At 61.2% G+C, this 26462-nt stretch carries 27 protein-coding genes; 15 read left to right on the forward strand and 12 right to left on the reverse strand.

What is annotated here, in order from left to right; translation table 11 throughout:
• Nucleotides 1-205 precede the first annotated feature (205 nt).
• The 4 genes from flgB to flgE are packed head-to-tail and all read left to right on the forward strand — an operon-like array spanning nt 206 to nt 3148.
• Entirely contained in the window at nt 206-613 is a 408-nt protein-coding gene (flgB, locus tag ACKUG4_RS14260; protein ID WP_007960328.1) for a flagellar basal body rod protein FlgB, read from the forward strand.
• Between the two features lie 3 nt (nt 614-616).
• Complete coding sequence (gene flgC / locus ACKUG4_RS14265) at nt 617-1060, forward strand: flagellar basal body rod protein FlgC (RefSeq protein ID WP_007960329.1); 444 nt, start codon at nt 617-619, stop codon at nt 1058-1060.
• Between the two features lie 15 nt (nt 1061-1075).
• Nucleotides 1076-1804, forward strand: coding sequence for a flagellar hook assembly protein FlgD (flgD, locus tag ACKUG4_RS14270; protein WP_039772111.1), 729 nt, complete (start codon nt 1076-1078; stop codon nt 1802-1804).
• A gap of 30 nt (nt 1805-1834) precedes the next feature.
• Complete coding sequence (gene flgE, locus ACKUG4_RS14275; protein ID WP_039772113.1) at nt 1835-3148, forward strand: flagellar hook protein FlgE; 1314 nt, start codon at nt 1835-1837, stop codon at nt 3146-3148.
• Nucleotides 3149-3896: 748 nt separating this feature from the next.
• On the opposite strand, the gene ACKUG4_RS14280 is transcribed toward flgE, so the two are convergent.
• Nucleotides 3897-6791, reverse strand: coding sequence for a ribonucleoside-diphosphate reductase subunit alpha (locus ACKUG4_RS14280; protein ID WP_011335505.1), 2895 nt, complete (start codon nt 6789-6791; stop codon nt 3897-3899).
• A 736-nt stretch (nt 6792-7527) separates the two neighbouring features.
• On the opposite strand from ACKUG4_RS14280, the gene ACKUG4_RS14285 reads away from it, so the two are divergent.
• Both ACKUG4_RS14285 and ACKUG4_RS14290 read left to right on the forward strand, forming a co-directional pair.
• Nucleotides 7528-8250: a response regulator gene (locus ACKUG4_RS14285; RefSeq protein ID WP_064598677.1), complete on the forward strand. Its 723-nt coding sequence runs from the start codon at nt 7528-7530 to the stop codon at nt 8248-8250.
• The gene (locus ACKUG4_RS14290) at nt 8247-9857 is read left to right on the forward strand and encodes an ATP-binding protein (protein ID WP_007957745.1); all 1611 of its coding nucleotides are present in this window, start codon (nt 8247-8249) and stop codon (nt 9855-9857) included. Before ACKUG4_RS14285 ends, ACKUG4_RS14290 begins: the two co-directional genes overlap by 4 nt.
• Nucleotides 9858-9863: 6 nt before the next feature.
• Here the strand turns inward: ACKUG4_RS14290 and ACKUG4_RS14295 are convergent, their stop codons facing one another.
• Nucleotides 9864-10589, reverse strand: a complete 726-nt coding sequence (locus tag ACKUG4_RS14295) for a 4'-phosphopantetheinyl transferase family protein (protein WP_445434239.1) — start codon at nt 10587-10589, stop codon at nt 9864-9866.
• 152 nt (nt 10590-10741) lie between these two features.
• Nucleotides 10742-11533: a dienelactone hydrolase family protein gene (locus ACKUG4_RS14300; protein WP_445434240.1), complete on the reverse strand. Its 792-nt coding sequence runs from the start codon at nt 11531-11533 to the stop codon at nt 10742-10744.
• Nucleotides 11534-11675: 142 nt separating this feature from the next.
• Between ACKUG4_RS14300 and ACKUG4_RS14305 the strand changes: the two genes are divergently transcribed.
• From ACKUG4_RS14305 to ACKUG4_RS14315, 3 genes are all read left to right on the forward strand, one after another.
• Nucleotides 11676-12281 carry a hypothetical protein gene (locus ACKUG4_RS14305; protein WP_064598671.1) on the forward strand — a complete coding sequence of 202 codons (606 nt, stop codon included), beginning with the start codon at nt 11676-11678 and terminating at the stop codon, nt 12279-12281.
• 104 nt (nt 12282-12385) lie between these two features.
• Nucleotides 12386-13063 (forward strand): response regulator transcription factor, encoded by a 678-nt coding sequence (locus tag ACKUG4_RS14310; RefSeq protein ID WP_007957754.1) that lies wholly within the window; start codon nt 12386-12388, stop codon nt 13061-13063.
• Nucleotides 13060-14406 (forward strand): ATP-binding protein, encoded by a 1347-nt coding sequence (locus ACKUG4_RS14315; RefSeq protein WP_064598667.1) that lies wholly within the window; start codon nt 13060-13062, stop codon nt 14404-14406. Before ACKUG4_RS14310 ends, ACKUG4_RS14315 begins: the two co-directional genes overlap by 4 nt.
• Nucleotides 14407-14410: 4 nt before the next feature.
• On the opposite strand, the gene ACKUG4_RS14320 is transcribed toward ACKUG4_RS14315, so the two are convergent.
• Nucleotides 14411-15409, reverse strand: coding sequence for an AraC family transcriptional regulator (locus tag ACKUG4_RS14320; RefSeq protein ID WP_085647380.1), 999 nt, complete (start codon nt 15407-15409; stop codon nt 14411-14413).
• 353 nt (nt 15410-15762) lie between these two features.
• On the opposite strand from ACKUG4_RS14320, the gene ACKUG4_RS14325 reads away from it, so the two are divergent.
• The gene (locus ACKUG4_RS14325) at nt 15763-17097 is read left to right on the forward strand and encodes a dicarboxylate/amino acid:cation symporter (RefSeq protein ID WP_039772890.1); all 1335 of its coding nucleotides are present in this window, start codon (nt 15763-15765) and stop codon (nt 17095-17097) included.
• Between the two features lie 145 nt (nt 17098-17242).
• Nucleotides 17243-18424, forward strand: a complete 1182-nt coding sequence (locus ACKUG4_RS14330) for a CaiB/BaiF CoA transferase family protein (RefSeq protein ID WP_445434241.1) — start codon at nt 17243-17245, stop codon at nt 18422-18424.
• Nucleotides 18425-18573: 149 nt separating this feature from the next.
• Here the strand turns inward: ACKUG4_RS14330 and ACKUG4_RS14335 are convergent, their stop codons facing one another.
• A complete protein-coding gene (locus ACKUG4_RS14335; RefSeq protein ID WP_007957760.1) occupies nt 18574-19068 on the reverse strand; it encodes a SprT family zinc-dependent metalloprotease in 495 nt (164 codons plus the stop codon).
• Nucleotides 19069-19228: 160 nt separating this feature from the next.
• Nucleotides 19229-19831, reverse strand: coding sequence for a Yip1 family protein (locus ACKUG4_RS14340; protein ID WP_007957761.1), 603 nt, complete (start codon nt 19829-19831; stop codon nt 19229-19231).
• 289 nt (nt 19832-20120) lie between these two features.
• Between ACKUG4_RS14340 and ttcA the strand changes: the two genes are divergently transcribed.
• Both ttcA and ACKUG4_RS14350 read left to right on the forward strand, forming a co-directional pair.
• On the forward strand, nt 20121-20945 hold the full coding sequence (gene ttcA, locus ACKUG4_RS14345; RefSeq protein WP_445434242.1) for a tRNA 2-thiocytidine(32) synthetase TtcA: 825 nt from the start codon (nt 20121-20123) through the stop codon (nt 20943-20945).
• Between the two features lie 68 nt (nt 20946-21013).
• Nucleotides 21014-21688: a DNA-3-methyladenine glycosylase I gene (locus ACKUG4_RS14350; RefSeq protein ID WP_039772888.1), complete on the forward strand. Its 675-nt coding sequence runs from the start codon at nt 21014-21016 to the stop codon at nt 21686-21688.
• 81 nt (nt 21689-21769) lie between these two features.
• Here the strand turns inward: ACKUG4_RS14350 and ACKUG4_RS14355 are convergent, their stop codons facing one another.
• The 3 genes from ACKUG4_RS14355 to arsC are packed head-to-tail and all read right to left on the reverse strand — an operon-like array spanning nt 21770 to nt 23143.
• A complete protein-coding gene (locus ACKUG4_RS14355; RefSeq protein ID WP_011335491.1) occupies nt 21770-22195 on the reverse strand; it encodes a DUF2069 domain-containing protein in 426 nt (141 codons plus the stop codon).
• 1 nt (nt 22196) lies between these two features.
• Entirely contained in the window at nt 22197-22793 is a 597-nt protein-coding gene (wrbA, locus tag ACKUG4_RS14360) for an NAD(P)H:quinone oxidoreductase (protein WP_007957765.1), read from the reverse strand.
• A complete protein-coding gene (gene arsC / locus ACKUG4_RS14365) occupies nt 22790-23143 on the reverse strand; it encodes an arsenate reductase (glutaredoxin) (protein WP_085610708.1) in 354 nt (117 codons plus the stop codon). The genes wrbA and arsC overlap by 4 nt, the downstream gene beginning before the upstream one ends.
• Before the next feature lie 114 nt (nt 23144-23257).
• On the opposite strand from arsC, the gene ACKUG4_RS14370 reads away from it, so the two are divergent.
• Nucleotides 23258-23725 carry a TlpA disulfide reductase family protein gene (locus ACKUG4_RS14370; RefSeq protein ID WP_085610707.1) on the forward strand — a complete coding sequence of 156 codons (468 nt, stop codon included), beginning with the start codon at nt 23258-23260 and terminating at the stop codon, nt 23723-23725.
• A 273-nt stretch (nt 23726-23998) separates the two neighbouring features.
• Here ACKUG4_RS14370 and ACKUG4_RS14375 read toward each other — a convergent pair whose 3' ends face one another.
• Both ACKUG4_RS14375 and ACKUG4_RS14380 read right to left on the reverse strand, forming a co-directional pair.
• A complete protein-coding gene (locus ACKUG4_RS14375) occupies nt 23999-24403 on the reverse strand; it encodes an META domain-containing protein (protein WP_039772881.1) in 405 nt (134 codons plus the stop codon).
• On the reverse strand, nt 24403-24837 hold the full coding sequence (locus tag ACKUG4_RS14380; protein WP_064598653.1) for a hypothetical protein: 435 nt from the start codon (nt 24835-24837) through the stop codon (nt 24403-24405). Before ACKUG4_RS14380 ends, ACKUG4_RS14375 begins: the two co-directional genes overlap by 1 nt.
• Nucleotides 24838-24970: 133 nt before the next feature.
• On the opposite strand from ACKUG4_RS14380, the gene ACKUG4_RS14385 reads away from it, so the two are divergent.
• Nucleotides 24971-25411 (forward strand): hypothetical protein, encoded by a 441-nt coding sequence (locus ACKUG4_RS14385; RefSeq protein ID WP_236177911.1) that lies wholly within the window; start codon nt 24971-24973, stop codon nt 25409-25411.
• Nucleotides 25412-25421: 10 nt separating this feature from the next.
• Here the strand turns inward: ACKUG4_RS14385 and ACKUG4_RS14390 are convergent, their stop codons facing one another.
• Nucleotides 25422-26411 (reverse strand): 2-hydroxyacid dehydrogenase, encoded by a 990-nt coding sequence (locus ACKUG4_RS14390; RefSeq protein WP_445434243.1) that lies wholly within the window; start codon nt 26409-26411, stop codon nt 25422-25424.
• Nucleotides 26412-26462 lie beyond the last annotated feature (51 nt).

Here is a 26462-nt window from a genome sequence, read left to right on the forward strand (position 1 = left end):
GGGGCTCCCGTTTTTTTATGCCTGAAGGTTTTTGCCGGTGGCAGGCGGCAGAAAAGCGGCATCCGGCGGAAACCGGTTGCCGCTTTTCTGGCATTGCCGTGTTGCCGATTGCATGCAAAGCCCCGTAATCCGGGGCTTTCTCAAGCTGGCACGCCGCTTGCTATAACCCAGTTACGAAAAATCCGGTCACCTGAAGGTTCCCGACATGAGCATCAGCTTCGATAAAGCGCTCGGCATTCACGAAAAGGCTCTGGGCTTCCGCGCCCAGCGTGCCGAAGTGCTGGCCAACAACATCGCCAACGCCGACACCCCGAATTACAAGGCGCGGGATCTGGAGTTCTCCAAAGTGCTCGAAGCACAGAGCCAGAAGAACGCCAACGGCACCATCGCCCTGAACATGACCAACAGCCGTCACATCGAAGCTGAAGGTCTGGGCAATGGCGACGAGTCGCTGATGTATCGCACGCCGATGCAGCCGTCGATCGACCAGAACACCGTGGACGCCCAACTGGAACAGTCGAACTACGCGGAAAACGCCGTCGGCTTCCAGGCCAGCTTCACCCTGCTCAACAGCAAATTCAAAGGGCTGGTCTCAGCCCTGCGCGGAGAGTAATCCATGTCCCTGTCCAGCGTTTTCAACATTGCCGGCAGCGGCATGAGCGCCCAGACCACCCGTCTCAATACCGTGGCTTCGAACATCGCCAACGCCGAGACCGTCTCGTCGAGCATCGACCAGACTTATCGCGCCCGTCACCCGGTGTTCGCCACCATGTTCCAGGGCGGCCAGAGCGGCGGCAGCAATTCGCTGTTCCAGAACCAGGATGCTGCGGGCCAGGGCGTGCAGGTCATGGGCGTGGTCGAAGACCAGAGCAACCTCGAAGCGCGCTACGAGCCGAACCATCCGGCGGCCGACGCCAAAGGCTACGTCTACTACCCGAACGTCAACGTGGTGGAAGAAATGGCTGACATGATTTCCGCGAGCCGGTCGTTCCAGACCAACGCCGAAATGATGAACACCGCCAAAACCATGATGCAGAAGGTACTGACCCTCGGTCAGTAATAAGGGGCGACTGCCATGAGTGTTACCGATACCACCAGCAGCCTGACGATGAACGACATACTGGCCAACTCTTCGAAGAAGACCAGTAGCACGACCACCGGCGGCATCGCTTCGGCCACCAACAGCTCGACCGGCGGCCAGGCCCTGGGCAAGGACGCGTTCCTGCAACTGCTGGTGACTCAGCTGAAGAACCAGAACCCGCTCGACCCGCAGGACAACAGCGCATTCGTTGCCCAGCTCGCGCAGTTCAGCAGCCTCGAGGGGATCACCACCCTCAACAGCACCGTCAGTTCGCTGGCCGGCAACTACAACTCGTCGCAAGCCCTGCAGGCGTCGTCGCTGGTGGGTCGCAATGTGATTGTGCAGACCAACACGGTTCAGTTGGACGATCCGAGCAAAGGCATGACCGGTTCGGTCACCGTTCCGTCGTCGATTGCCGGCGGTACCGTCACCATCACCGACAGCAGCGGCGCCACCGTTCGCACCATTGATCTGGGCAGTCGCGCCGCAGGCGATGCAAGCTTCACCTGGGACGGCAAGGACAAGGACGGCAACCTGGTGAAAACCGGTACCTACACCGTCAAGGCCAACGCCTCGATCAACGGCACCGCGACCGACCTGGCGACCTATCTGCCAGCCACGGTCACCAGCGTGACGATCAGCCAGACCGGCGGCGAGCTGATGCTCAACCTGTCCGGCAAAGGCACCGTCGCCCTGTCCAAAGTACAAACCATTGGTATATAGAGCCGACTAACCGGCACAAAGGAGTGGAATATGTCTTTCAATATCGGCCTTAGCGGTCTCTATGCAGCCAACAAGCAACTGGACGTGACCGGCAACAACATCGCCAACGTCGCGACCGCCGGTTTCAAATCGTCCCGCGCAGAATTCGAAGACGTCTACTCGGCGACTCGCCTGGGCAGCGGCAGCAAGGTCATTGGTAACGGCGTGCGTCTGGCCAACGTTTCCCAGCAGTTCACCCAAGGCGACATCAACAACACCGGCAACGTGCTGGATATGGGGATCAACGGTTCGGGCTTCTTCACCCTGAGCAACAACGGTTCGATCTCCTACACCCGTGCCGGTACGTTCAAGGTCGACAAGGACGGCTTCATCACCAACACCGACTACACCTCGCGTCTGCAAGGTTACGGTGTGGACTCCAACGGCAAGATCATCAACGGCGTGTTGACCGATCTGAAGATCGACACCTCGAACCTGGCGCCGAAGTCCACCTCGCTGGTGACCTCGACCATCAACCTGAACTCGACCGCTCCGGTGATCGACGACACAGTAGCGGCCGGCAAGTTCGACCCGACCAACCTCGCGACCTACACCAAGTCGTTCAGCACTCCGATCTATGACAGCCAGGGCAACTCCCATGTCATGGATCAGTACATGGTGAAGACCGGCGCCAACACCTGGAAGGTCTACACCCTGGTGGACGGTCGCAACCCGGATGCTACCGGCAGCGACCCGAAAGTCACTGCGCCTGTCGCATCGACCATGACCTTTGACTCCACTGGCAAGCTGACTCAGGTCAGTACTCCGCCTGCCGTGATCAGCAGCGACCTGAAACTCACTGGCTGGGTACCGGGCACTGTCACCAACGGTGTGTGGACGGCCAACGGTGCTTCGGCTAACCCGGCCGGCATTACTATTTCGATGGCCAAGACCACTCAATACAACGCTGACACCGCGCGTTCGATCCCGACTCAGGATGGTTACGCCACTGGCCAGATCACCAACCTGACCATCGACGGTACCGGTACGCTGTTCGCCAACTTCAGCAACAACCAGAGCAAGGCCATCGGCCAGGTTGCGCTGGCGAGCTTCACCAACGAGCAGGGCCTGCAGCCGATCGGTGGTACCAGCTGGAAAGAGACTTTCGCTTCGGGTATTCCGGGCTACGATGCGCCGGAGACCGGTACGCTGGGGTCGGTGGTTTCGAACTCGCTGGAGGAGTCGAACGTTAACCTGACCAATGAGCTGGTTGATCTGATCAAGGGGCAGAGTAACTATCAGGCGAATGCCAAGACCATTTCGACTCAGAGCACTATCATGCAGACCATTATTCAGATGACCTGATTTCTGGGTTTTGGCTGGTTAAGGAGCCCCTCTTTTTGAGGGGCTTTTTTTTGTCTGCTGTGGCGTCCAGGTGGACGACCATGCTTTGGTTGATTGGGTGAATATCCGTTGCTTCGGGTGCTGCCGCTGGCGGTTTCGCTTTTACAGCGAGTCACTTTTGCAAACGCCCAAAAGTAACCAAAACGCTGGGCCCCGGCGTTCGGCACCTCGCTTTGGCTCGATGTTCCTTCGTTACGGGATTCATCCGGGGGCATCGCCTACGGTTTGCTTCGCTGCACCTCCTCTCGATGCATGCCGCTGCGCCGCACGGTCGCTGCGCTCCCACCCCCGGATAAATCCCTCCACTCAGCCTGCCGATGGGGCCGGCACGTCAAAAGCGGTACTCGAGCTAACGCTCATCGTGTTGAGTGGTGGAGAGCGGAAGCAGAAGCAGCAGCGGAAGTGGAAGCAGGAGCAGGAGCAGGAGCAGAGAAAGCAGGAGCAGAGAAAGCAGGAACAGAGAAAGCAGGAACAGAGAAAGCAGGGGTTGAGTTGTATGCGTTTCAAAACCCAAGTTCACCTCGGTATTTCACGTCGGCGTATCTCTATAAAACACCTCGGTCAGTCCCCTCTCCCTCCGGGAGAGGGTTAGGGTGAGGGCGGCTTTTGCTTTTGCTTTTTGCGCGGGCAAAAGAAAACCCCCGACAAACCAGAAGTCTGTCGGGGGTTTATCGGGTCAGGCGTTTTACAACGCCCGATTCAGCTCAGCTTATTGGCAAGCTTCGCAATCCGGCTCGTCGATGGCGCAAGCCTTCGGTACTGGAGCCGGGCCGGCAGGGGCTGCCAGGACCGAGTCGTCGCCGTGGTTGCCGCCGCTGGATACGGCGTTCAGCTTGCCGGTGTTGATGGTCGACTTCTCGGTGCTGGTCGCGGCCAGGGCACGGAGGTAGTAGGTGGTTTTCAGACCACGGTACCAGGCCATGCGGTAGGTCACGTCCAGCTTCTTGCCCGATGCGCCGGCGATGTACAGGTTCAGCGACTGGGCCTGGTCGATCCACTTCTGACGACGGCTGGCGGCGTCAACGATCCACTTGGTGTCCACTTCGAACGCGGTCGCGTAGAGCTCTTTGAGTTCTTGCGGGATGCGCTCGATCTGCTGAACCGAACCGTCGTAGTACTTCAGGTCGTTGATCATGACCGAGTCCCACAGGCCGCGAGCCTTCAGGTCGCGAACCAGGTACGGGTTGATCACGGTGAATTCGCCCGAGAGGTTCGATTTCACGTACAGGTTCTGGTAGGTCGGTTCGATCGACTGCGAGACGCCGGTGATGTTGGCGATGGTTGCGGTCGGTGCGATGGCCATGATGTTCGAGTTACGGATGCCTTTCTGCACACGGGCGCGAACCGGTGCCCAGTCCAGGGACTCGGTCAGGTCGACGTCGATGTACTTCTGGCCACGTGCTTCGATCAGGATCTGTTGCGAATCCAGCGGCAGTACGCCTTTGGACCACAGCGAACCCTGGAACGTCTCGTACGAGCCGCGCTCGTCGGCCAGATCGCAGGAAGCCTGGATCGCGTAGTAGCTGACCGCTTCCATCGACTTGTCGGCGAACTCGACGGCAGCGTCGGAACCGTAAGGGATGTGCTGCAGGTACAGCGCGTCCTGGAAGCCCATGATGCCCAGGCCGACCGGACGGTGACGGAAGTTGGAGTTCTTCGCCTGCGGTACCGAGTAGTAGTTGATGTCGATCACGTTGTCGAGCATGCGCACGGCGACGTCGATGGTGCGCTTGAGCTTGGCGGTGTCCAGCTTGCCGTCGACGATGTGGTTCGGCAGGTTGATCGAGCCCAGGTTGCAGACCGCGATCTCGTCCTTGTTGGTGTTCAAGGTGATCTCGGTGCACAGGTTCGAGCTGTGAACCACGCCGACGTGCTGCTGCGGGCTGCGCAGGTTGCACGGATCCTTGAAAGTCAGCCATGGGTGGCCGGTTTCGAACAGCATCGACAGCATCTTGCGCCACAGGTCTTTGGCCTGGATGGTCTTGAACAGCTTGATCTTGCCCGGGTATTCGGTCAGGGCTTCGTAGTACTCGTAGCGCTCTTCGAAGGCCTTGCCGGTCAGGTCGTGCAGGTCCGGTACTTCGGACGGCGAGAACAGGGTCCACTTGCCGTCATCGAAGACGCGCTTCATGAACAGGTCAGGGATCCAGTTGGCGGTGTTCATGTCGTGGGTACGACGACGGTCATCACCGGTGTTCTTGCGCAGCTCGATGAACTCTTCGATGTCCATGTGCCAGGTTTCCAGGTAGGCGCAGACAGCGCCTTTGCGCTTGCCACCCTGGTTAACGGCGACGGCGGTGTCGTTCACCACTTTCAGGAACGGAACCACGCCCTGCGACTTGCCGTTGGTGCCCTTGATGTACGAGCCCAGCGCACGAACCGGGGTCCAGTCGTTGCCCAGGCCGCCGGCGAATTTCGACAGCATGGCGTTGTCGTGGATCGCGTGGTAGATGCCCGACAGGTCATCCGGCACGGTGGTCAGGTAGCAGCTCGACAGCTGTGGACGCAGGGTACCGGCGTTGAACAGGGTCGGGGTCGAAGCCATGTAGTCGAACGAGGACAGCAGGTTGTAGAACTCGATCGCACGGTCTTCTTTCTGCTTCTCTTCGATCGCCAGGCCCATGGCCACGCGCATGAAGAAGATCTGCGGCAGTTCGAAACGCACGCCATCCTTGTGGATGAAGTAACGGTCGTACAGGGTCTGCAGGCCCAGGTAGGTGAATTGCTGGTCGCGCTCGTGGTTGATCGCCTTGCCCAGTTTTTCCAGGTCGAAGGAGGCCAGCACAGGGTTCAGCAGTTCGAACTCGATACCTTTGGCAACGTAGGCCGGCAGTGCCTTGGCGTACAGGTCGGCCATTTCGTGGTGAGTGGCGCTCTCGGCCACGCCCAGGAAGCCCAGACCTTCGGCACGCAGGGTGTCCATCAGCAGGCGGGCGGTCACGAACGAATAGTTCGGCTCGCGCTCGACCAGGGTACGGGCGGTCATCACCAGCGCGGTGTTGACGTCGTTCAGGGCCACGCCGTCGTACAGGTTCTTCAGGGTTTCGCGCTGGATCAGGTCGCCGTCGACTTCGGCCAGACCTTCGCAGGCTTCGGTGACGATGGTGTTCAGGCGGCCCATGTCCAGTGGCGCGAGGCTGCCGTCGGCGCGGGTGATGCGGATCGACGGGTGCGCCTGTACCGGTGCTTCGGCGGTGGTGCGGGTGGCGCGTTCCTTGGAACGGGCGTCACGGTAGATCACGTAGTCGCGAGCCACTTTCTGCTCGCCGGCACGCATCAGGGCCAGTTCGACCTGGTCCTGGATTTCTTCGATGTGGATGGTGCCGCCCGACGGCATGCGACGCTTGAAGGTCGCGGTGACCTGTTCGGTCAGGCGGGCAACGGTGTCGTGGATTCGCGACGAAGCGGCAGCGGTGCCGCCCTCAACTGCGAGGAACGCTTTGGTGATAGCGACGGTGATCTTGTCATCGGTGTAAGGAACGACAGTGCCATTACGCTTGATCACACGCAGTTGGCCAGGCGCGGTGGCAGCCAGATCCGAATTCGAATCGGCGGCCTGCGGCAAGGTGCCCTGCGGGTTCTCGCGAGTTGTGTCGGTTTGCATGGGGGGTGATCTCCACATTCTCTATGTTTGTTTGGGCACCATCATGGTGCTCACCGTTCTGGTCCGAAGCACTACAACCGACGGGCGTCGGGCATAACAACTTCGGACCAGTAGGAAAAAGGCTAATGACGCCGCATCCTTGCCGAAGTTTTCGGCCACGAGCCAAGGCTCGAGCCGGATTACTTCCAGGGTGACAGTAATGACTGCAACACCCGTACCGTTCCGGTCGTTGCCAACCTGAAAAACGGTGCCATCCGCAAGTGCGGTTTGGGCTTTGAAAAACTTGCTTGGTTCAACCGGAAACTGGCAATAAAGCACTTGAGTTTCAGGTCCGAAATGTGGTTGGGCTCTGGAATGGAAAACCCTATATGTAGGGTCTGTCCTCGCGCCGTGCTACAAGATAATGCGTTTCGAGGGGGCTTGCAACGTACGAGCTGTGGATAAACCTGTGCGTAAATTGTGTAAGAAACCAGGAATTCCCGTGTAGGCCGCGAACCTGCTGAGCTAGACCGTCTGTCACTGTTTTTCACCGCAAAAAAATGCCGCGGCGGAATTTTGAGGGCGCGAACCCTATCACAAAAATCCGCCTTGTCCGAACGCATTTACCGACTTGTGTTCTGGTTGTTCGCCGTTTATACAATCGGCCCATGCGCACGCATTCTTATCCTCCTTAAAGATGACAAAAAGACGGGAGGATCCTTCCTTTATAAGCAGCATCGGCAAGCAGAGGTCACCCGTGGAGCAAGAAGCCTGGCAGGTATTGATAGTCGAGGACGACCAGCGTCTGGCCGAACTGACCCGTGAATACCTGCAAGCCAACGGATTGCGCGTGGAGATCGAAGGCAACGGCGCACTGGCGGCGGCGCGGATCATCAAGGAGCAACCGGATCTGGTAATCCTCGACCTGATGCTCCCCGGCGAAGACGGCCTGAGCATCTGCCGCAAGGTCCGTGACCGCTACGACGGGCCGATACTGATGCTCACCGCGCGCACTGACGACGCCGACCAGATCCTCGGTCTCGACCTCGGTGCCGACGATTACGTGTGCAAACCGGTGCGCCCGCGGCTGTTGCTGGCACGCATCCAGGCATTGTTGCGACGCAGTGACACACCGGAGCCATCGGCAGGCAATCCGCGTCGGTTGCAATTCGGCCCGCTGGTGGTGGACAACGCGTTGCGCGAAGCCTGGCTCAGCGACAGTGGCATCGAACTGACCAGCGCCGAATTCGATCTGCTCTGGCTGCTGGTGTCCAACGCCGGACGGATCCTGTCCCGGGAAGAAATATTCACCGCGTTGCGCGGTATCGGCTACGACGGCCAGGACCGTTCGATCGATGTGCGCATTTCGCGCATCCGCCCGAAGATCGGCGACGACCCCGACCATCCGCGCCTGATCAAGACCATCCGCAGCAAAGGCTATCTGTTCGTGCCGGAAGCCTGCGCAGACCTGCCGCTGTGAATTCGATTTTCCTGCGCATCTATGGCGGCATGTGCGCGGCACTGATTCTGGTGGCGGTGCTTGGCGTGCTGGCGCTGCACCTGCTCAATCAGGTGCGCAGCGAGCAGTATCGCGAGCGTCTGGCCCACGGTACGTTTTCGCTGATGGCCGACAACCTGCAACCGATGAACGAGACCGAGCGCCATCGCGCCTTGCTGGTGTGGGAGCGGCTGCTCGGGATTCCGCTGGCGCTGAAGACTTTCGCCCAGACCGATCTCGACCTGACCCAGCGCACCCGGGTGCAGCGCGGCCAGGCGCTGGTCGAACAGACCGGCCCGCACGCGGCCAAGGTCTATCGGCTGGTCAGCGACAAGGATCAACTGGTGCTGGTGGGCGAGGTGCAGCAGATCAGCGAGCAACTGGCCCGGGCGACCATTTACCTGTTGGCCGATGAACTGGTGCGGGTACCGGTGGGCGAGCAGCCCAAACGACTGGCGCAGTTGAAAGAAGACAAAGGCTTCGGCTTCGATTTGCGGCTGGTCACGGTCAGCGACGCGGACATGGACGAAGACCAGAGCCGTCGGGTGTCCGAAGGCGATACGGTGATGGCGCTGGGCAAGGGTGGCGATTCGATCCGGGTGTTCGCCGGTATGGTCGGCACGCCGTGGGTGCTGGAAATCGGGCCGTTGTATCAGATGAACCCGTACCCGCCGGAATGGCTGGTTTTGATCGCCGCCCTTGGCCTGACTCTGATCGGCCTGATCGTCTATTTATTGGTGCGTCAGCTTGAACGGCGTTTGCGCGGACTCGAAGCTGCCGCTACGCGCATCGCCAAAGGCAGCCTGGAAACCCGGGTGCCGGCCCGGGGTGCCGACTCGGTGGGCAAACTGGCGGCGGCGTTCAACGGCATGGCCGAGCACTTGCAGCAGTTGCTCGCCATTCAGCGTGAACTGGTGCGCGCGGTGTCCCACGAATTGCGCACGCCGGTGGCGCGCCTGCGTTTCGGTCTGGAGATGATCGGCTCGGCCACCACCCCGCAGGCGCTGGAAAAATACCGCGAGGGCATGGACCACGACATCGAAGATCTCGACAAACTGGTCGACGAAATGCTCACGTACGCCCGGCTGGAGCAGGGCTCGCCGGCGCTGACCTTCCAGCGCATTGACCTGGATGCGCTAGTCAATCAGGTGATCGAAGAGCTGGCGCCTCTGCGCGCCGAGGTCACGGTGCAGCGCGGTCTGTGCCTGTCAGCAGCGGATTGCGATGACGCCTGGGTCGAGGCCGAGCCGCGTTACCTGCACCGCGCCTTACAGAACCTGGTGAGCAACGCCATGCGCCATGCACGCTCGAAGGTCACGGTCAGTTATCAGGTCGGGCAAATGCGCTGCCGGGTGGATGTCGAGGACGACGGCCCCGGTGTGCCGGAAACCGCCTGGGAGAAAATCTTCACGCCGTTCCTGCGCCTGGACGACAGCCGCACCCGGGCGTCGGGCGGACACGGGCTGGGCCTGTCGATCGTGCGGCGGATCATCCACTGGCACGACGGCCGGGCGTTGATTGGCAAGAGCAAAAGTCTGGGCGGGGCATGTTTCAGCCTGAGCTGGCCGAGGAATCAGGAACGGCGCTGAAGCCGCCTACGCCTGGATGCTGACCAGACTCAGCAACTGGCCGTCCTGCACGCCGAATTGCGCATCAAGCTCCGTACCGTTGCGCCATTCACAGGACAGATCCGTGAGCAACCGCAGCCGCACCTGACCCTGTTCATTCCACTCCAGCACTTCGGCGTGTTCGAAATAGAAGCGCTGCTGCACGATCGGGTACAGCGCCTTGAACAGGCTTTCTTTCACCGAGAAGGTCAGGGTCACCCACAACGCAATCTGATCTCGGGAGCCGGCGGCCATGCGCTGCATTTCCGGCGGGGTCAGGATCTCTCCGGCCAGTCGTTCGGCGCGTTCGGCGTTGAGCAGGTTTTCCAGGTCCATTCCCAGTCCGCGCCAGTGCTGTTTGTTGGCGACAATCGCTGCCGCCCGGCCGGTGCTGTGGGTGATCGAGCCGCAGATGTGCGCCGGCCACACCGGTGCACGGTCCTCGCCGATCGCCGGAACAGTGCTTGAGCCTTCCAATTGCTGCAACGCGGCCCGGGCGCAAATCCGCCCGGCGAGGAATTCCGCCTGCCGCTTGGCCACCGAACGCTGAATGCTCGGCGGCGGCTCGATGGCGCTACGACGAAAGTCATCGCCGAGCAGTTGCGACGGGTCGAAATGGGTGCTCAGAAATACGGTTTCGGGCAACACCGTCGGCAGTGGCCAATGGGCATCGAGCGGCGTGCAGCAGGCGGGGAGGAAAGGGCTGGCATTCATGGCGGGCATTTTGCCGGTAAGCGTCAGGGCTGGGTAGTGGCAAGGTTTAAATCGGCGGCGCGATCATCGCCAGCAGGCTGGCTCCCACAAACGCTCGCCATGCATATGTGGGAGCCAGCCTGCTGGCGATGGCCGCGCCGCGATGTCTCTGCCTAGCCAAATATTTTCTTGAAAAACGCCTGCATGTCCGCCCAGGATTTTTCATCTGCAGCCTTGTTGTAGCCGATATCCGGGCCACCGTGATCGCCGTGGCTCAGGCGATCCGCGTCGGGATTGCTGAAACCGTGCTTGGCGCCGTCGAGGCTGACGAATTGATAGTCGGCGCCGGCCTTGTCCATTTCCGACTTGAACGCCGTGACGTTGTCCGGGGTGACCATACTGTCCAACGCGCCATGTTCGACGAGGATTTTCGCCTTCACAGTGCCAGGCGCAGCCGGGGTCTTGGTGGCCAGCGCGCCGTGGAAACTCACCACGCCGGCCAGCGGCACACCCTGACGCGCCGCATTCAACACCACGCCACCGCCGAAGCAGTAACCGATGGCGGCGATTTTATCCTTGTCGGTCTGCGGCTGTTTCTTCAACAGATCCAGCCCGGCCTGAAAGCGCTTGCTGGCCGCATCGGCGTTTTGCGTGGCCGCTTGCATGAACGCCATCGCGTCTTTCGGGTGCTCGGTGTTCTTGCCCTCACCGTACATGTCGATGGCCAGCGCGCTGTAGCCGAGCCCGGCAAGATCCCGGGCGCGGCGCTTGGCGTAGTCGTTCAGTCCCCACCATTCATGCACCACCACCACGCCGGGGCGCGGGCCCTTGATCGCGTCGTCGTAGGCGTAATAACCGATCAGCTTGGTGCCGTCGGCGCTCTGATAGGGGATTTCCTCGGTCTTGATCGCAGCCTGGCTGAGGCTGCTGAAGGCGAGAAGGGCGAGGGTCAATAGCAGGCGCATGATCGGGTCTCCGGACAATAAGGGGTCAAAACAGCCTAGTTCATTTCATTCAGGCGAGGTTCAGAGAGCGTTCAGGGGCGGTACAGGGGAGGCTCAGTAACCTTGCGCCATACCCAAACAGCACTGTGAAAGAGGAAACTCCATGACTCGTTTAAATAAACTGCTGCTGGCTTTTACCGTAATGAGCGCCAGTATCGCGGCCCACGCCGACACCACCAGCAACTTCGCCGGCCTGACCTTTGGCCAGACCAGCGACAAGATCAAGAAATCCAACGCCCTGAACGACAACCTCGGCCACCCGGACGCCACCGCGGCCATCGACGGCAACAACACCTACGGCCTGCGTCTGGGTCAGCAAAACAGCCAGGGTCGCTACTACGCCACCTACGACAACGTGTCGGGCTCGCACAATGGCATTAAACTGCGCCAGGAAAACCTGCTGGGCAGCTACGATCTGTTCTACCCGGTGGGCGGCAGCACCAAGCTGTTCGGCGGTGCCACGGCGGGTCTGACCAAGCTGACCCAGGATTCGCCAGGCTACAGCCGTGACAGCGACATCGGTTACGCCGTCGGCGGTCAGTTCGGTGTGCTGCAGCAAGTCTCGCAGAACACCTCGGTCGAACTCGGTTACCGTTACCTGCGCAGCAACGCCAGCACCGAGATGAAAGAGAGCGGCGGCAGCAAGCAAGGCTCGCTGGACTTGACCAGCAGCGCCCAGACTTACCTGTCGGCCAACTACGCTTTCTAAGCGACTGGCGTCAGGCCCGCGCCGGGTCGTCCTTCGAGGGGCGATCCGGCGCAGCCATGTGAGGCGAAAGCCTTTGGAGTTGTCGATTTACCCGGGAGAGCGTCATGAAACTGTTGGTCGTCGAAGATGAAGCGCTGTTGCGCCATCACCTGCAAACCCGCCTGACGGAGAGCGGTCACGTGGTCGAGTCCGTGGCCAACGCCGAAGAGGCGTTGTACCAGACCGGGCAATTCAACTTTGACCTGGCAGTGATCGACCTCGGCCTGCCGGGCATGGGTGGGCTCGACCTGATCCGCCAGTTGCGCTCGGGCGGCAAGACCTTTCCGATCCTGATCCTCACCGCGCGCGGCAACTGGCAGGACAAGGTCGAAGGCCTGGCCGCCGGCGCTGACGATTACGTGGTCAAGCCGTTCCAGTTCGAAGAGCTTGAAGCGCGGCTCAATGCGTTGCTGCGCCGCTCCAGCGGTTTCACCCAGTCGACCATCGTCGCCGGCCCGCTGTTGCTGGACCTCAATCGCAAACAGGCGACCCTCGACGAGCAACCGCTGGCGCTGACCGCCTACGAATACCGGATCCTCGAATACCTCATGCGCCATCATCAGCAAGTGGTGCCCAAGGATCGGCTGATGGAGCAGTTGTACCCGGATGACGACGAGCGCGATCCGAACGTGATTGAAGTGCTGGTCGGCCGTCTGCGCCGCAAGCTCGAAGGCCCGGCCGGGTTCAAGCCAATCGACACCGTGCGTGGCCTCGGCTACCTGTTCAATGAGCGCTGCACTTGATCCGTTCCCTTCGCGTCCGGCTGATGCTCGCCGCCACCACCCTGGCGGTGCTGTTCATGCTCGCGTTGCTCCCGGCGATGCAGGGCGCGTTCAGCCTGGCGCTGCAGGACTCGATCGAGCAGCGACTGGCGTCCGACGTCACCACGCTGATCTCCGCCGCGCGGGTTGAAAACAACCACCTGATGATGCCGGCACAGTTGCCCGACGAGCGCTTCAACCTCACGGACAATCGCCTGCTCGGCTACATCTATGACCGCGAAGGGCATCTGGTCTGGCGCTCGAAGGGCACCCAGGAAGAGAAGATCAACTACACGCCGCGCTACGATGGCCTCGGCAACGAGTTCGCACGGATCCGCGAGGCCAACGGTCAGGAATTCTTCGTCTACGACGTCGAAGTCAAACTGCTCGGCGGCAAAAGCGCGGCCTTCAGTATCGTGGCCCTGCAACCGGTGCGCGAATACGAAACCACCCTCGAAGGCCTGCGGGAAAATCTCTACCTCGGTTTTGGCGCGGCATTACTGGTGCTGCTGGCGCTGCTGTGGATCGGCCTGACCTGGGGTCTGAAAGCCTTGCGCCGGCTCAGTCAGGAACTTGACGAAATCGAAGGCGGAACCCTCGAAAGCCTCAGTGAACAACACCCGCGCGAACTGCTGCGCCTGACCGGCTCCCTCAACCGCCTGTTGCACAGCGAACGCCAGCAGCGCAGCCGTTACCGCGACTCACTCGACGACCTGGCCCACAGCCTGAAAACCCCGCTGGCGGTATTGCAGGGCGTCAGCGAAGACATGGCCCAGCGCCCCGAAGACCGCGACCAGGCCTGGGTGCTGCAAACCCAGATCGAACGCATGAGCCAGCAGATCGGCTACCAGTTGCAACGCGCCAGCCTGCGCAAAAGCGGTCTGGTACGCCATCAGGTGCGCCTGCGCCCGGTGCTGCAAAGCCTGTGCGACACGCTGGACAAGGTCTACCGCGACAAACACGTGCGCGTCGCCTTCGATCTGCCGGAGCACTGTTACGTGCCGATCGAGCAGGGCGCCTTGCTGGAGATGATGGGCAACCTGCTGGAAAACGCCTATCGCCTGTGTTTGAGCGAAGTGCGCATCAGCGTGCGCGAAAGCCATTCCGGAATCGAACTGTGCATCGAAGACGACGGCCCCGGCGTACCACCGGATCAGCGCGCACGGATACTCGAACGCGGCGAACGCCTCGACCGCCAGCACCCGGGGCAGGGGATCGGGCTGGCGGTGGTCAAGGACATCATCGAGAGCTATAGCGCCAAGCTGACCCTGGGGGATTCGCCGATGGGCGGGGCGGCGTTCAGGATTCATTTTCCGGCGGTGTGACGGCCTACTGCTCCTGCGCTCGATAAGCCCCCGGCGTCAGTCCCGTCCATTTCTTGAACGCCCGGTGAAACGCCGACGGCTCGGAAAACCCGAGCTGTTCGGCGATCTGTTGCAACGACAGATCGGCCCGCCCCAGGTGATAAATCGCGATGTCCCGGCGCAGATGATCCTTCAATTCCTGAAAACTGGTGCCTTCCTCGCGCAGATGCCGGCGCAGGGTTTGCGGGCTGATGTGCAGGTGCGCGGCCACGGCTTCCAGATCCGGCCAGCGTGCGCTGTCGTGGCTGAGCAAGCGACGCAGTCGGCTGCTCAGGCTGTTGCCGTCGTCCGGGCGGGACAGCAGGTCGGCGGGGGAGCGTTCGAGGAAATGCTTGAGGGTGCGTTCGTCCTGCAACAGCGGCATGTGCAGATAGCGGCTGTGAAATACCAGGCTGCTTTGCGTTGCCGAAAATTCCAGCGGGCAGGAAAACAGCAAATCGTATTCCGCCCCGTGCGCCGGTTTCGGGTAGCTGAAGCTCGCCTGTTCAAGACGAATCCGCTGGCCGATCAGCCAGCTGCCGAGGCGATGCCAGATCACCAGCAGGCTCTCGCTGAGAAAGTGATCCGGGTCCCACAATTGCGCATCGTCGAGGCTCAGGCGCACCCATTCGTCTTCATGGGTCAGGGTCAGGCGCGGGGCTTCGGGGAATAGGCTATAAAACAATAAGCCGCGTTGCAGAGCCTTCTCCAGGCTGCGGCAATGAATGATCGCGTGGCACATCATGGCAAAGCTGCCGGGTTTGCTCGGTGCGTTGCCGAAGCCCAGGTATTCGTCGTCCAGGGCCAGCCACAGGTTCTGGATCAACTGGGTGAATTGTTCCGGGGCGATCCGCGCGCGCGGCTCGTCGAGCAGTTCGGGGCTGATGCCCAGTTGCTGCAGCAGGTCCGAATAGTCGTAACCCGAGCGCCGCGCGCCACCGAGGGCGGCGCGGGCAAAGTGACTGGCGATGGTGCGTTCGCGCATAAGCGGCAGATCCTTCCTCTGGCGACCGATGGTAGCGGCTGCCTTTGATCGGTAACAAGGCGGATTTCCGCCAAATTGTAGGACGAGGTCGGGCGAGTTGGCGGAAATCCGCCACACTTGAGTCACCGAATGGTGACACAGAAAAACTCGAATCCCCTGATATCAAAAGGCTTGCAGCGATTTGCACCAAAGTGGCACGACGTTTGCGATAAGAGCGACAGAAGCGTGCGCCGAGCCGGTCCGGAAAAGCGCCGTTCGACACAACAAATCCCTCCAGTGCAGGAGGGTTCGCAATTCAGGTGTCGCGTTCAACAGATGGATGTTGCCACGCGGGACTCTTGAGGAACTTTGCAATGACGACTCGTCAGCCACTGTACAAATCCCTGTATTTCCAGGTGATCGTTGCCATCGCCATCGGCATCCTGCTCGGTCACTTCTACCCACAGACCGGTGTGGCGCTCAAGCCACTGGGTGACGGGTTCATCAAACTGATCAAAATGGTCATTGCGCCGATCATCTTCTGTACCGTTGTCAGCGGCATCGCCGGCATGCAGAACATGAAATCCGTGGGCAAGACCGGCGGCTACGCGCTGCTGTACTTCGAAATCGTTTCCACCATTGCCCTGCTGATCGGTCTGGTCGTGGTCAACGTTGTGCAGCCGGGCGCCGGCATGCACATCGACGTCACCACCCTGGACGCCTCGAAAATCGCTACTTATGTGACGGCCAGTAAAGACCAGAGCATCGTTGGCTTCCTCCTCAACGTGATCCCGAACACCATCGTCGGCGCATTCGCCACCGGTGACATCCTGCAAGTGTTGATGTTCTCGGTGATCTTTGGCTATGCGCTGCATCGCCTGGGTTCATACGGTCGTCCGCTGCTGGACATGATCGATCGCTTCGCCCACGTGATGTTCAACATCATCAACATGATCATGAAGCTGGCGCCACTCGGTGCGCTGGGTGCCATGGCGTTCACCATCGGTGCCTACGGTGTCGGCTCGCTGGTGCAGCTGGGTCAGCTGATGATCTGCTTCTACATCACCTGCGTACTGTTCGTCGTGCTGGTGCTGGGTGCGATCTGCCGGGCTCACGGTTTCAGCGTGTTCAAACTGGTGCGCTACATCCGTGAAGAGCTGTTGATCGTACTGGGTACGTCCTCGTCGGAATCGGCACTGCCACGCATGCTGATCAAGATGGAACGTCTGGGCGCGAAGAAATCGGTGGTAGGTCTGGTCATCCCGACCGGCTACTCGTTCAACCTCGACGGTACCTCGATCTACCTGACCATGGCGGCCGTGTTCATCGCTCAGGCGACCGACACCCACATGGACATCACCCATCAGATCACCCTGCTGCTGGTGCTGCTGCTGTCCTCCAAAGGCGCAGCCGGTGTGACCGGTTCGGGCTTCATCGTACTGGCGGCCACCCTGTCGGCCGTAGGTCACCTGCCGGTGGCCGGTCTGGCGCTGATCCTCGGTATCGACCGCTTCATGTCCGAAGCCCGCGCCCTGACCAACCTGGTCGGCAACGCCGTAGCGACTATCGTCGTGGCCAAGTGGGTCAAGGAGCTGGACACCGACGTGCTGCAATCCGAGCTGGCCTCGGGCGGTCGCGGTATCTCTGACGAGCGTCAAGAAGACGACCTGGGCGTGGCCGAAGGCCCGACCCCGAGCAATGTGAAGTAAGCATCGCTCGAATGGAAAAACCCGCTTCGGCGGGTTTTTTCTTGTCTGCTGTTTGAGCGCAACGGTCAGCGCAACTGATGCATCCGGTAATTGCCCCATCGCCGATGGCTGCCTAGGCTGCATGCATCGTTGATGGAGAATGCCCATGTCTGCACCGCTGGCCTCACTGAAGATTCTGGATTTCTCGACCCTGCTGCCGGGGCCGTTCGCCTCGCTGCTGCTGGCGGACATGGGCGCCGAGGTACTGCGCATCGAATCGCCGACCCGCCTCGACCTGGTGCGGGTGTTGCCGCCTCACGATCACGGCGTCTCGGCCAGTCACGCGTATCTCAACCGCAACAAGCGCAGCCTGGCGCTGGACCTCAAGCAGCCCGAAGCGCTGGAGCTGGTCAAGCAGTTGCTGACGGATTACGACATCGTGCTGGAGCAATTTCGCCCCGGTGTGATGGAGCGGCTGGGGCTGGGTTACGAGGCGCTGAAGGCGATCAATCCGAAGCTGATTTATGTGTCGATCTCCGGTTACGGCCAGACCGGGCCGTACAAGGATCGCGCCGGCCACGACATCAACTATCTGGCACTGGCCGGGCTCTCCAGTTACACCGGGCGCGCCGACAGCGGGCCGTTGCCGCTGGGCATGCAGGTCGCGGATGTCGCGGGCGGCTCGCTGCACGGGGTGATCGGTCTGTTGGCGGCGGTGATTTCCCGTCAGCAAACCGGGCAGGGCACCCATCTTGACGTGAGCATGACCGACTGCGCGTTCAGCCTGAATGCCATGGCCGGAGCCGGGTATCTGGCCTGCGGCGAAGAGCCGGGCTGGGAAGAGCAGATGCTCAATGGCGGCAGTTTCTACGATTACTACCGCTCTCGCGACGGGCGCTGGATGTCGGTGGGCAGTCTGGAACCGGCCTTCATGCAGCAACTGTGTGCGGCGCTGGGCCGGCCGGAACTGGCGGCGCAGGGCCTGTCACTCAAACCCGAACAGCAACGGGCGCTCAAGGACGCCTTGAAGGTCGAGTTCGAGAAGCATGACTTTGCCGAACTGTGCGAGCTGTTCGCCGGAATCGATGCCTGTGTCGAACCGGTGCTGAATCTGGGCGAGGCGCTGCGGCATCCTCAATTGCAGGCGCGGGAACTGGTGACGCAGGTGCCCCGTGGCGATGGCTCGGCGCAGGCGCAGATCGCTTGCCCGCTGAAGTTTTCCGAGGCGTTGCCGGCGCCACGGCATGTTGGCGCGGCGCTGGGACAGCATACGGATCAGGTGTTGGCGGAGTTGGGGTTGAGCCCGGAGCGGATTGCCGAGCTGCGGCGGGCAAAGGTAGTTCTCTAGTGCCTGTTGCGGCCTCTTCGTCGGATCGCCGCCCGGACCAAGCCCGCTCCCACAGGTTACGTGTCGTACACAGAGGCTGTGAACACACCGGACACTGTGGGAGCGGGCTTGCCCGCGAAGAGGCCCGACCAGACAACACAAAATCCAGGTTATTCGACCCGCATCTCACCACTGAACACCAGCGTGTTGCGACAGCGCCGGCACAAATAGCGCCGACCTTGCCGGACCAGGCTGTGACGCTGCGCCGAAAACGGAAAATCGCTGTCCGCACACGGGCATTTATAGATGTAGCGGGTCACGCTGCGGCGTTTGACTTCATAGGTGTGACAGCGATCCGGTGGCAATTCGTAAACGCCGCGCATGATCAGTTGCCACTCCTCGCCGTGGGGCTGGATGCGATCGCCGAACAGTTGATGGGCGATCAGGTGCGCGACTTCGTGGGCCACGGTCTGCTTGAGGAAATGTTCGGTGTTTTCCCGGTACAGCTGCGGATTGAAACGCAGCAGGTTCTCGTGCAGATGCGCGACCCCGGCTTTTTGCCCGCGCAGCTTGAGGCTCACCACGGGGCGTTTGAAAGGACGTTTGAAAAAGGATTCAGCGAGTTGGAAACAGTCTTCGACGCGGGTATTGAGTTGCTCGGGCATGCTTGATGGATCTCCAGAGGCGTCGAGTATGCCGCAACCCCGGGGCGTTGCGAATCGTCGAACTGCCGAATGGTCGTCGCTCTTTTTCAACCGGCACGAGAAGGCCGCCTTGTGGCGGCCTGTGTTGGCGGATCTTGTTTTTCTCGGGATGAACCGATTGCTAATTGGTGTAGACGGGCCCCACGCCCAGTCCCCAGACGATCACGGTGAACGCCATGATGGCCACCAGCACCACCAGACCCACCGCCAGTACCGAGCTGGAAAACAGGAAACCCTCGTCGGACGGAATATTCATGAAGGTCGGCAGCCCCACATACAACAGGTACACCGTGTAGCAGATGGCCGCCGTGCCGACGATCATCCCCAGCCACATGTGCGGGTAGAGCGCCGCCAGTCCGCCGACGAACAGCGGTGTCGCGGTGTAGGTGGCAAATGCCACGCAACGGGCCAGGCTCGGGTTGGCGTCATAGGTGCGGGCCATCCAGTGCACGAAGGCACCCATGACCGCGACCCCGCCGAGCATTGCCAGATAAGACATGATCGTCATCCACAACGCGCTTTCGACGGTGAGCATCACCGGTGCGCGGTTGCCGATCACCCAGCCGACCTGGGTGGTGCCGATAAATGCCGAAACTGCGGGGATCGCCGCCAGGATCAGCGTGTGCGTCAGGTACATGTGGCTGATGCTTTCTTCCTGGTCGCCACGGATTTCCTTCCATTCCTGATCGGGGTGGGTAAAAAGTCCCACTACGTGATGGATCATGCCAGTCACTCCTCTCGTTATTGCCATCGCCCCCCAGCGGAGCGCCTACGGGCCAATGCGGCCGAGCAAATACAGGTCTTCAGATTGTGTGCGACCTTATGTCGCAGTATAGAAAGGTCTTAACCGCACAGGTGATAGGGGCTTAGAGCAAATCGCGCTGTAAAACCTCGGGGTAATCGCGTCGAGGTCTGTGTAGAAGGGCGCTGCGAGCGGCGACAACCTGTGGCCACAAGCCCAGTGTTTTTGCGTAAAATGCCCGCCTTTCGTCACACCTCACGGATTTCGCGTCATGGGCACTCTTACGGTCAACCAGAACAAACTGCAAAAGCGCCTGCGCCGCCTGGCGGGCGAAGCCGTCACCGACTTCAACATGATCGAAGACGGCGACAAGGTCATGGTCTGCCTGTCCGGGGGCAAGGACAGCTACACCATGCTCGACGTGCTGATGCACCTGCAGAAGGTTGCACCGATCAAGTTCGAGATTGTCGCCGTGAACATGGACCAGAAGCAGCCGGGTTTCCCCGAACACGTGCTGCCGGCCTACCTGAAAGAGCTGGGCATCGAGTACCACATCGTCGAGAAGGACACCTACTCGGTGGTCAAGGAACTGATCCCGGAAGGCAAGACCACTTGCTCGCTGTGCTCGCGCCTGCGTCGCGGCACGCTGTACACCTTTGCCGATGAAATCGGCGCGACCAAAATGGCCCTTGGTCATCACCGCGACGACATCGTCGAGACGTTCTTCCTCAACATGTTCTTCAACGGCAGCCTCAAGGCCATGCCGCCGAAGCTGCGCGCCGACGATGGTCGCAATGTGGTGATCCGTCCGCTGGCCTACTGCAACGAGAAAGACATCCAGGCCTACTCGGACTTCAAGCAATTCCCGATCATCCCGTGCAACCTTTGCGGCTCCCAGGAAAACCTGCAGCGTCAGGTGGTCAAGGAAATGCTGGTGGACTGGGAACGCAAGACCCCGGGCCGTACCGAGAGCATTTTCCGCAGCCTGCAGAACGTGATCCCGTCGCAACTGGCCGACCGTAACCTGTTTGACTTCACCAGCCTGAAGATCGACGAGACGGCGGTTTCGCGTTTCGTCAATGTGGTGAACCTGTAAGTGATCTGATCGCTCGAAAGAAACGGCGCTCGCGGGCGCCGTTTTCAATTCATTTTTTAGGAGAGGGCATGCGCGACTACAAGTGGCTGCACGAATACTGTCTGAACCGCTTCGGTTCGGCGGCTGAACTGGAAGCCCATCTGCCCGTTCCCAAGACCCCGGCGCAACTGCGCAAGATCAGCGACGACCGTTATCTCTCGACCATGGCCCTGCGGGTGTTTCGTGCCGGGCTCAAGCACAGCCTGGTGGACGCCAAGTGGCCGGCCTTCGAAGAAGTGTTCTTCAAGTTCGACCCGGAAAAGGTCGTGCTGATGAGTGCCGAACACCTTGAACGGCTGATGCAGGATGCGCGGATCATCCGTCACCTGGGCAAGCTGAAAAGCGTGCCGCGCAATGCGCAGTTCATTCTGGACGTCGAGAAAGAGAAGGGCAGTTTCGGTGCGTTGCTGGCCGACTGGCCGGTGACCGACATCGTCGGCCTGTGGACCTACCTGAAAAAGCACGGCCATCAATTGGGCGGGCTGTCGGCGCCTCGGTTTTTGCGGATGGTTGGCAAGGACACCTTTGTGCCGAGCTACGACGTGGTCGCGGCGTTGAATGCACAGAAGATCGTCGACAAGGCACCCACCAGCCTGCGGGATCTGGCGACGGTGCAGAACGCGTTCAACCAGTGGCATGAAGAGAGTGGCGGACGGCCGATGAGCCAAATCTCGATGATGCTGGCTTACACCGTCAACCATTGAGCTCAGAGTGATCGTTCCCACGCTCTGCGTGGGAATGATCCCGAAACCTGTGGGAGCTGGCTTGCCAGCGATAGCGGTCTGTCAGGCGACGGAGACTTCGCCTTCGCCCGCCAGTTTGCGGTTCAGTTGATACCGCCAGCGCACATACAACAGCGCCGAGCAGAACACCGCCAGACTGGCGATCATCTCCAGCACGCCAAACAACTGCCGGCTCGGGTCGTATGCGGCCAGCGCGCCCTTGATGAAATACAGGTTCACCACAAAGCACATCCACGAATGCCCGCGTGCGCTGCCCATGATCATGCCCGGTGCGAGCACGATCCACGGGATCAGCTCGATCAGCAGAATCACCCACGGCCGCGCGCCGTGCAGGTCGGCGAACACCAGGTAATACGCGGCGAGCAGTCCGGCCAGGCCGAAAAAGCACAGCAGACTGATCACCCGCATCGCCCGCACCCGTGGCTCCAGCCACTCGACGGCGGGCAGGACTTTCGGCTTTCTGGCCATCTCAGTTCCCCAGTTTCTGGGCGGTCTTGGCCAGACGTGCACCGAGGGCGCGGCACAGCGCCACTTCGTGCTGATCGAGACCACTTTTACCGTCGGCCCCAGCGTGATGGCTGGCGCCGTAAGGCGTGCCGCCGCCCTGGGTTTCCAGCAGCGCCGATTCGCTGTAAGGCAGGCCGGTGATCAGCATGCCGTGGTGCAGCAGCGGCAGCATCATCGACAGCAGGGTGGTTTCCTGACCACCGTGCAGGCTGGCGGTGGAGGTGAACACTCCGGCCGGCTTGCCGACCAGCGCGCCGGTCAGCCACAGGTTGCTGGTGCCATCGAGGAAGTACTTGAGCGGCGCGGCCATGTTGCCGAAACGGGTCGGGCTGCCGAGGGCCAGGCCGGCGCAGTTCTTCAGGTCATCCAATGTGGCGTACAGCGCGCCTTCATCCGGAATGTCCGGCGCCACGGCTTCGCACTCGGTGGAGATCGCCGGCACGGTGCGCAGGCGTGCTTCGAGACCGGCCTGCTCGACGCCACGGGCGATCTGCCGGGCCATCTCGTTGGTCGAGCCGCTGCGGCTGTAATACAGAACCAGAATGTACGGCGCACTCACGGCAGCAGCTCCAGGATCTGCTCCGGTGGACGGCCGATAATGGCTTTGTCGCCGGCTTCGAGAATCGGTCGCTCCATCAGCTTCGGATGTGCCGCGATGGCTTCGATCAATTGCTGCTCGGTGAGACTGGCATCGGCCAGGTTCAAGGTCTTGTATTCGTCTTCGCCGGTGCGCAGCAGTTGCCGTGCGCTGATTCCGAGCTTGCCGAGCAAAGCCTTGATCTGCGCGGCGTCCAGCGGCGTTTCGAGGTAGCGCACCACGTTTGGCGTCAGGCCACGGGCTTCGAGGAGTTCGAGCGCACCGCGGGATTTCGAGCAGCGCGGGTTGTGATAAAGCGTCAGATCGGTCATGGGCGGGTCGCTTCTTGCGTAGAGTGGCGGCTATTCTAACTGTGCAGCGCGCAATCCAGAACCTTGGGAGGCGATCGGTCGCAGGCGCATTCAATTTTTCACAAGGAACACGACATGACACGGGCACTGGCAGCGGCATTGACGATCATCGGGGCGTTGATGCTGGGGGGCTGCGGTAACGACTACGGCATCGACCAGAACGGGCAGAAAGTGGCGTCCGAGCGCCTCGACAAACAATGGGTCGTGCTCAACTACTGGGCCGAATGGTGCGGCCCGTGCCGCACGGAAATCCCGGAACTCAACCATCTGGCCGAAGAGCTCAAGGGCAAGAAGATCGGCGTGTTCGGGGTCAACTTCGACAATGTGCAGGGTGAAGAGCTGAAGAGCGCCAGCGAAAAACTGGGCATCAAATTCACGGTGCTGGCGCAGGATCCGTCGGAACTGTTCGAGCTGCCGCGCAGTGAGGCCTTGCCGGTGACCTACATCATCGACAACAAGGGCAAGGTGCGGGAGCAGCTGATGGGTGAGCAGACGGCGGCGGGGGTGATGGCGAAGCTTGAGGCGTTGCAGGCTACAAATTGAGTTGCCGCTAAAAAGCATCCCTCACCCCAGCCCTCCCGAAACGTCGGACCGCCCGGAGGGAGAGGGGGCCGACCGAGGTGTCTGGCGATTTGCATCGACCTGGAGGATCAGGTCGACTGAAGATTCGTCAGAGCGGAATCCGGTTGGTTATGGATTCGGTGAAGGTCTTTCAGGTCGGCGTATCTCTCCAATATCCCCCAATCAGTCCCCTCTCCCTTTGGGCGGTCCGACGTTTCGGGAGGGTTAGGGTGAGGGGCTTGGCGATCTAAAGGATCAACCCTCTTCCAGCCACCAGCGCAATGGCTTGCCTTCAGCCGGCCAGAAGCGCATCTGCTCGATCGGCGAGATATCCCAGCGTTCCACGTGTTCCAGGGCCTGGAGGAAGCGTTGCTCCTGCTCCATGAGCGCCGGTGCGCAGAGTTTGCGGGTCTTGCCGATCTTGCCGAAGCTCAGCTTGTCGCCTTCCAGGGTGTACGGTGCGAACCAGTGGTTGCAGCCGCCATTGCCATACGCCCGGCCATCATCGCCAAGGGTCACGGTCAGGTGGCTGTAGTCCATCAGCGGTCGCTCGCCGATCCACTCCAGAATGTAGCTGCGGTTCTGTTGCAGTTGCACAGGCTCCGCGGCGCAACCCATCAGGCCGGCGCCGACAACAGCGGTCAGGGCCAGGTGTTTCATCACGCCGGCTCCTGGCATTTCGGGCACAGGTGCTTGTCGCCAACGGCTTTCCAGCCGAGCTCGGCGATGCGTGCGGTGGCGGCCGGTTTTTCCGCAGGCTTGCCCAACTTGGCGTCCACGGCGAATTCGAAGCTCAGCTCCCTGGCGCAGCTGTCGCAGTTGACCTGCCAGGTGTGGATCGCCAGCTCACCAAACACCGGGCCGGTGGTCATGGCAGTCCATTGACCCGGCGGGTTGATCAGGTGGCGGACGGTGTCGACGGTCAGGCGCATGGACAAGTCCTTGCTGCCTTTGAGGGTTACGACCAGCACGTCGCCGATGCGGATCGAGCCACCGTTGCCGGTGACCTGATAACGGCCCGGAACCAGGGCGCGGCATTCGGTGAGGGTGTGTTGCGGGTTCATCAGGGTGTAGCGGAAATCGTGTTCGACCATGGGTCCTCCAAATATGCGCGACATGCTAGCACGGGCTTGATTGCAGAATGATGCGCGCGTGCGACCTTCGATCCGGTTCAAATCGACACCGCAGTCGTGGCAAACTGCCGCCTTCATTTTCAAGGAACGGAACATGGCGCTGATCGAATGTTATGAATGCAAGCGGAGCATCAGCTCCGAAGCCACGGCATGCATTCATTGCGGGGCCCCGCTGGCAGAGGCGCCTGCTTCGCACGCCCAGACGGGCACGTCGACAATTTCCTTTGGCAGCCTGCCGCGCAACAAGGCAGTGCCCGAGGCCTACGTTCCGCCGCCGGCGCCCGAGCGGCCGAAGATCATGCCGGCCGCTGCGGGGCGACGCCGTCGTTCGCAGCCGGTCGAGCCGGTGCTGAACCCGGACGGCTCGCGCCCGGTGGAAGGCTGGCTGAAGATCATGGCGTTTCTGATGCCGCTGGTGTTTGTCTGGTTCCTGCTGCGCAGCGGGCACTCCCTCAAGCAGCGTTTACTGGGGTTCGGCTGGCTGGCGCTGTTGATCCTGTGCGTGGCGATTACCCCGACGCCGCCTCCGGTCTGAGTCCGATCGTTCAGCCTTCGACCTGGTTCTGCGGCGCACCCGCCGCCCAGGTCGCGATGTTGTGCAGGGTGGTCGCGGCAATCGCGCCCAGCGCCTCATGGGTCAGAAACGCCTGATGCGCGGTGACGATCACATTGGGGAACGTCAGCAGCCGCGCCAGCACGTCGTCCTGTAGCGGCAGGTCGGAACGGTCCTCGAAAAACAGCTGCGCTTCCTCTTCATACACATCCAGTCCCAGATAACCGAGCTGGCCGTCCTTCAAGGCGTCGATCAGCGCTGGCGTGTCCACCAGACCGCCGCGCCCGGTGTTGATCAGCATCGCCCCCGGTTGCATGTGTGCCAGCGAATTGCGGTTGATCAGGTGTCTGCTCTGTTCGTTGAGCGGGCAGTGCAGGCTGATGATCCGCGACTGTGCCAGCAGATCCGGCAGGCTCAGGTAGCGCGCGCCTAACGCTTCGACGGCGGGATTCGGATAAGGGTCGTAGGCCAGCAGTTCGCAGCCAAAGCCGTGCATGATTTTCGCGAAGGTCGCGCCGATCTGTCCGGTGCCGACGATGCCGACCGTCTTGCCCACCAGATCGAAACCGGTAAGACCGTGCAGGCTGAAATCGCCTTCGCGGGTGCGGTTGTAGGCGCGATGCAGGCGCCGGTTGAGGGCGAGGATCAACGCCACCGCATGCTCGGCCACCGCGTGGGGCGAGTAGGCTGGTACACGCACGACGGCCAGCCCCAGACGTTTGGCGATGGTCAGATCCACGTGGTTGTAGCCGGCCGAACGCAAGGCGATAAGGCGAGTGCCGCCGGCCGCCAGACGTTCCAGCACCGGCGCGCTGAGGTCATCGTTGATGAAGGCGCAGACTACCTCGTGATGTTCGGCCAGCGCTGCGGTATCGAGGCTGAGCCGGGCCGGCTGGAAGTGCAGTTCGATCCCGTCCGGGCAGTCGGCGGCGAGGAAACTGTCGCGGTCGTAGGTCTGGCTGCTGAAAACGATCGTGCGCATGAAATCCTCCTGGAGCATCGACGCGGGCGCAATTCACCCGCGACAACTGTA

It is taken from the genome of Candidatus Pseudomonas auctus, from assembly GCF_048654275.1.
Lineage (GTDB): Bacteria > Pseudomonadota > Gammaproteobacteria > Pseudomonadales > Pseudomonadaceae > Aquipseudomonas > Aquipseudomonas pharyngis.

Coding starts and splice junctions, on each gene's coding strand:
- flgE (WP_039772113.1), top strand. CDS start 1,835: ATGTCTTTCAATATCGGCCTTAGCGGTCTCTATGCAGCCAACAAGCAA.
- ACKUG4_RS14300 (WP_445434240.1), bottom strand. CDS start 11,533: ATGCGCCTGCTATTGACCCTCGCCCTTCTCGCCTTCAGCAGCCTCAGC.
- ttcA (WP_445434242.1), top strand. CDS start 20,121: ATGGGCACTCTTACGGTCAACCAGAACAAACTGCAAAAGCGCCTGCGC.
- ACKUG4_RS14295 (WP_445434239.1), bottom strand. CDS start 10,589: ATGAATGCCAGCCCTTTCCTCCCCGCCTGCTGCACGCCGCTCGATGCC.
- ACKUG4_RS14340 (WP_007957761.1), bottom strand. CDS start 19,831: ATGATCCATCACGTAGTGGGACTTTTTACCCACCCCGATCAGGAATGG.
- flgC (WP_007960329.1), top strand. CDS start 617: ATGTCCCTGTCCAGCGTTTTCAACATTGCCGGCAGCGGCATGAGCGCC.
- ACKUG4_RS14330 (WP_445434241.1), top strand. CDS start 17,243: ATGTCTGCACCGCTGGCCTCACTGAAGATTCTGGATTTCTCGACCCTG.
- ACKUG4_RS14375 (WP_039772881.1), bottom strand. CDS start 24,403: ATGAAACACCTGGCCCTGACCGCTGTTGTCGGCGCCGGCCTGATGGGT.
- ACKUG4_RS14335 (WP_007957760.1), bottom strand. CDS start 19,068: ATGCCCGAGCAACTCAATACCCGCGTCGAAGACTGTTTCCAACTCGCT.
- ACKUG4_RS14320 (WP_085647380.1), bottom strand. CDS start 15,409: ATGCGCGAACGCACCATCGCCAGTCACTTTGCCCGCGCCGCCCTCGGT.
- flgB (WP_007960328.1), top strand. CDS start 206: ATGAGCATCAGCTTCGATAAAGCGCTCGGCATTCACGAAAAGGCTCTG.
- flgD (WP_039772111.1), top strand. CDS start 1,076: ATGAGTGTTACCGATACCACCAGCAGCCTGACGATGAACGACATACTG.
- ACKUG4_RS14325 (WP_039772890.1), top strand. CDS start 15,763: ATGACGACTCGTCAGCCACTGTACAAATCCCTGTATTTCCAGGTGATC.
- ACKUG4_RS14390 (WP_445434243.1), bottom strand. CDS start 26,411: ATGCGCACGATCGTTTTCAGCAGCCAGACCTACGACCGCGACAGTTTC.
- ACKUG4_RS14370 (WP_085610707.1), top strand. CDS start 23,258: ATGACACGGGCACTGGCAGCGGCATTGACGATCATCGGGGCGTTGATG.
- ACKUG4_RS14355 (WP_011335491.1), bottom strand. CDS start 22,195: ATGGCCAGAAAGCCGAAAGTCCTGCCCGCCGTCGAGTGGCTGGAGCCA.
- ACKUG4_RS14305 (WP_064598671.1), top strand. CDS start 11,676: ATGACTCGTTTAAATAAACTGCTGCTGGCTTTTACCGTAATGAGCGCC.
- ACKUG4_RS14280 (WP_011335505.1), bottom strand. CDS start 6,791: ATGCAAACCGACACAACTCGCGAGAACCCGCAGGGCACCTTGCCGCAG.
- ACKUG4_RS14380 (WP_064598653.1), bottom strand. CDS start 24,837: ATGGTCGAACACGATTTCCGCTACACCCTGATGAACCCGCAACACACC.
- ACKUG4_RS14385 (WP_236177911.1), top strand. CDS start 24,971: ATGGCGCTGATCGAATGTTATGAATGCAAGCGGAGCATCAGCTCCGAA.
- arsC (WP_085610708.1), bottom strand. CDS start 23,143: ATGACCGATCTGACGCTTTATCACAACCCGCGCTGCTCGAAATCCCGC.
- ACKUG4_RS14350 (WP_039772888.1), top strand. CDS start 21,014: ATGCGCGACTACAAGTGGCTGCACGAATACTGTCTGAACCGCTTCGGT.
- ACKUG4_RS14310 (WP_007957754.1), top strand. CDS start 12,386: ATGAAACTGTTGGTCGTCGAAGATGAAGCGCTGTTGCGCCATCACCTG.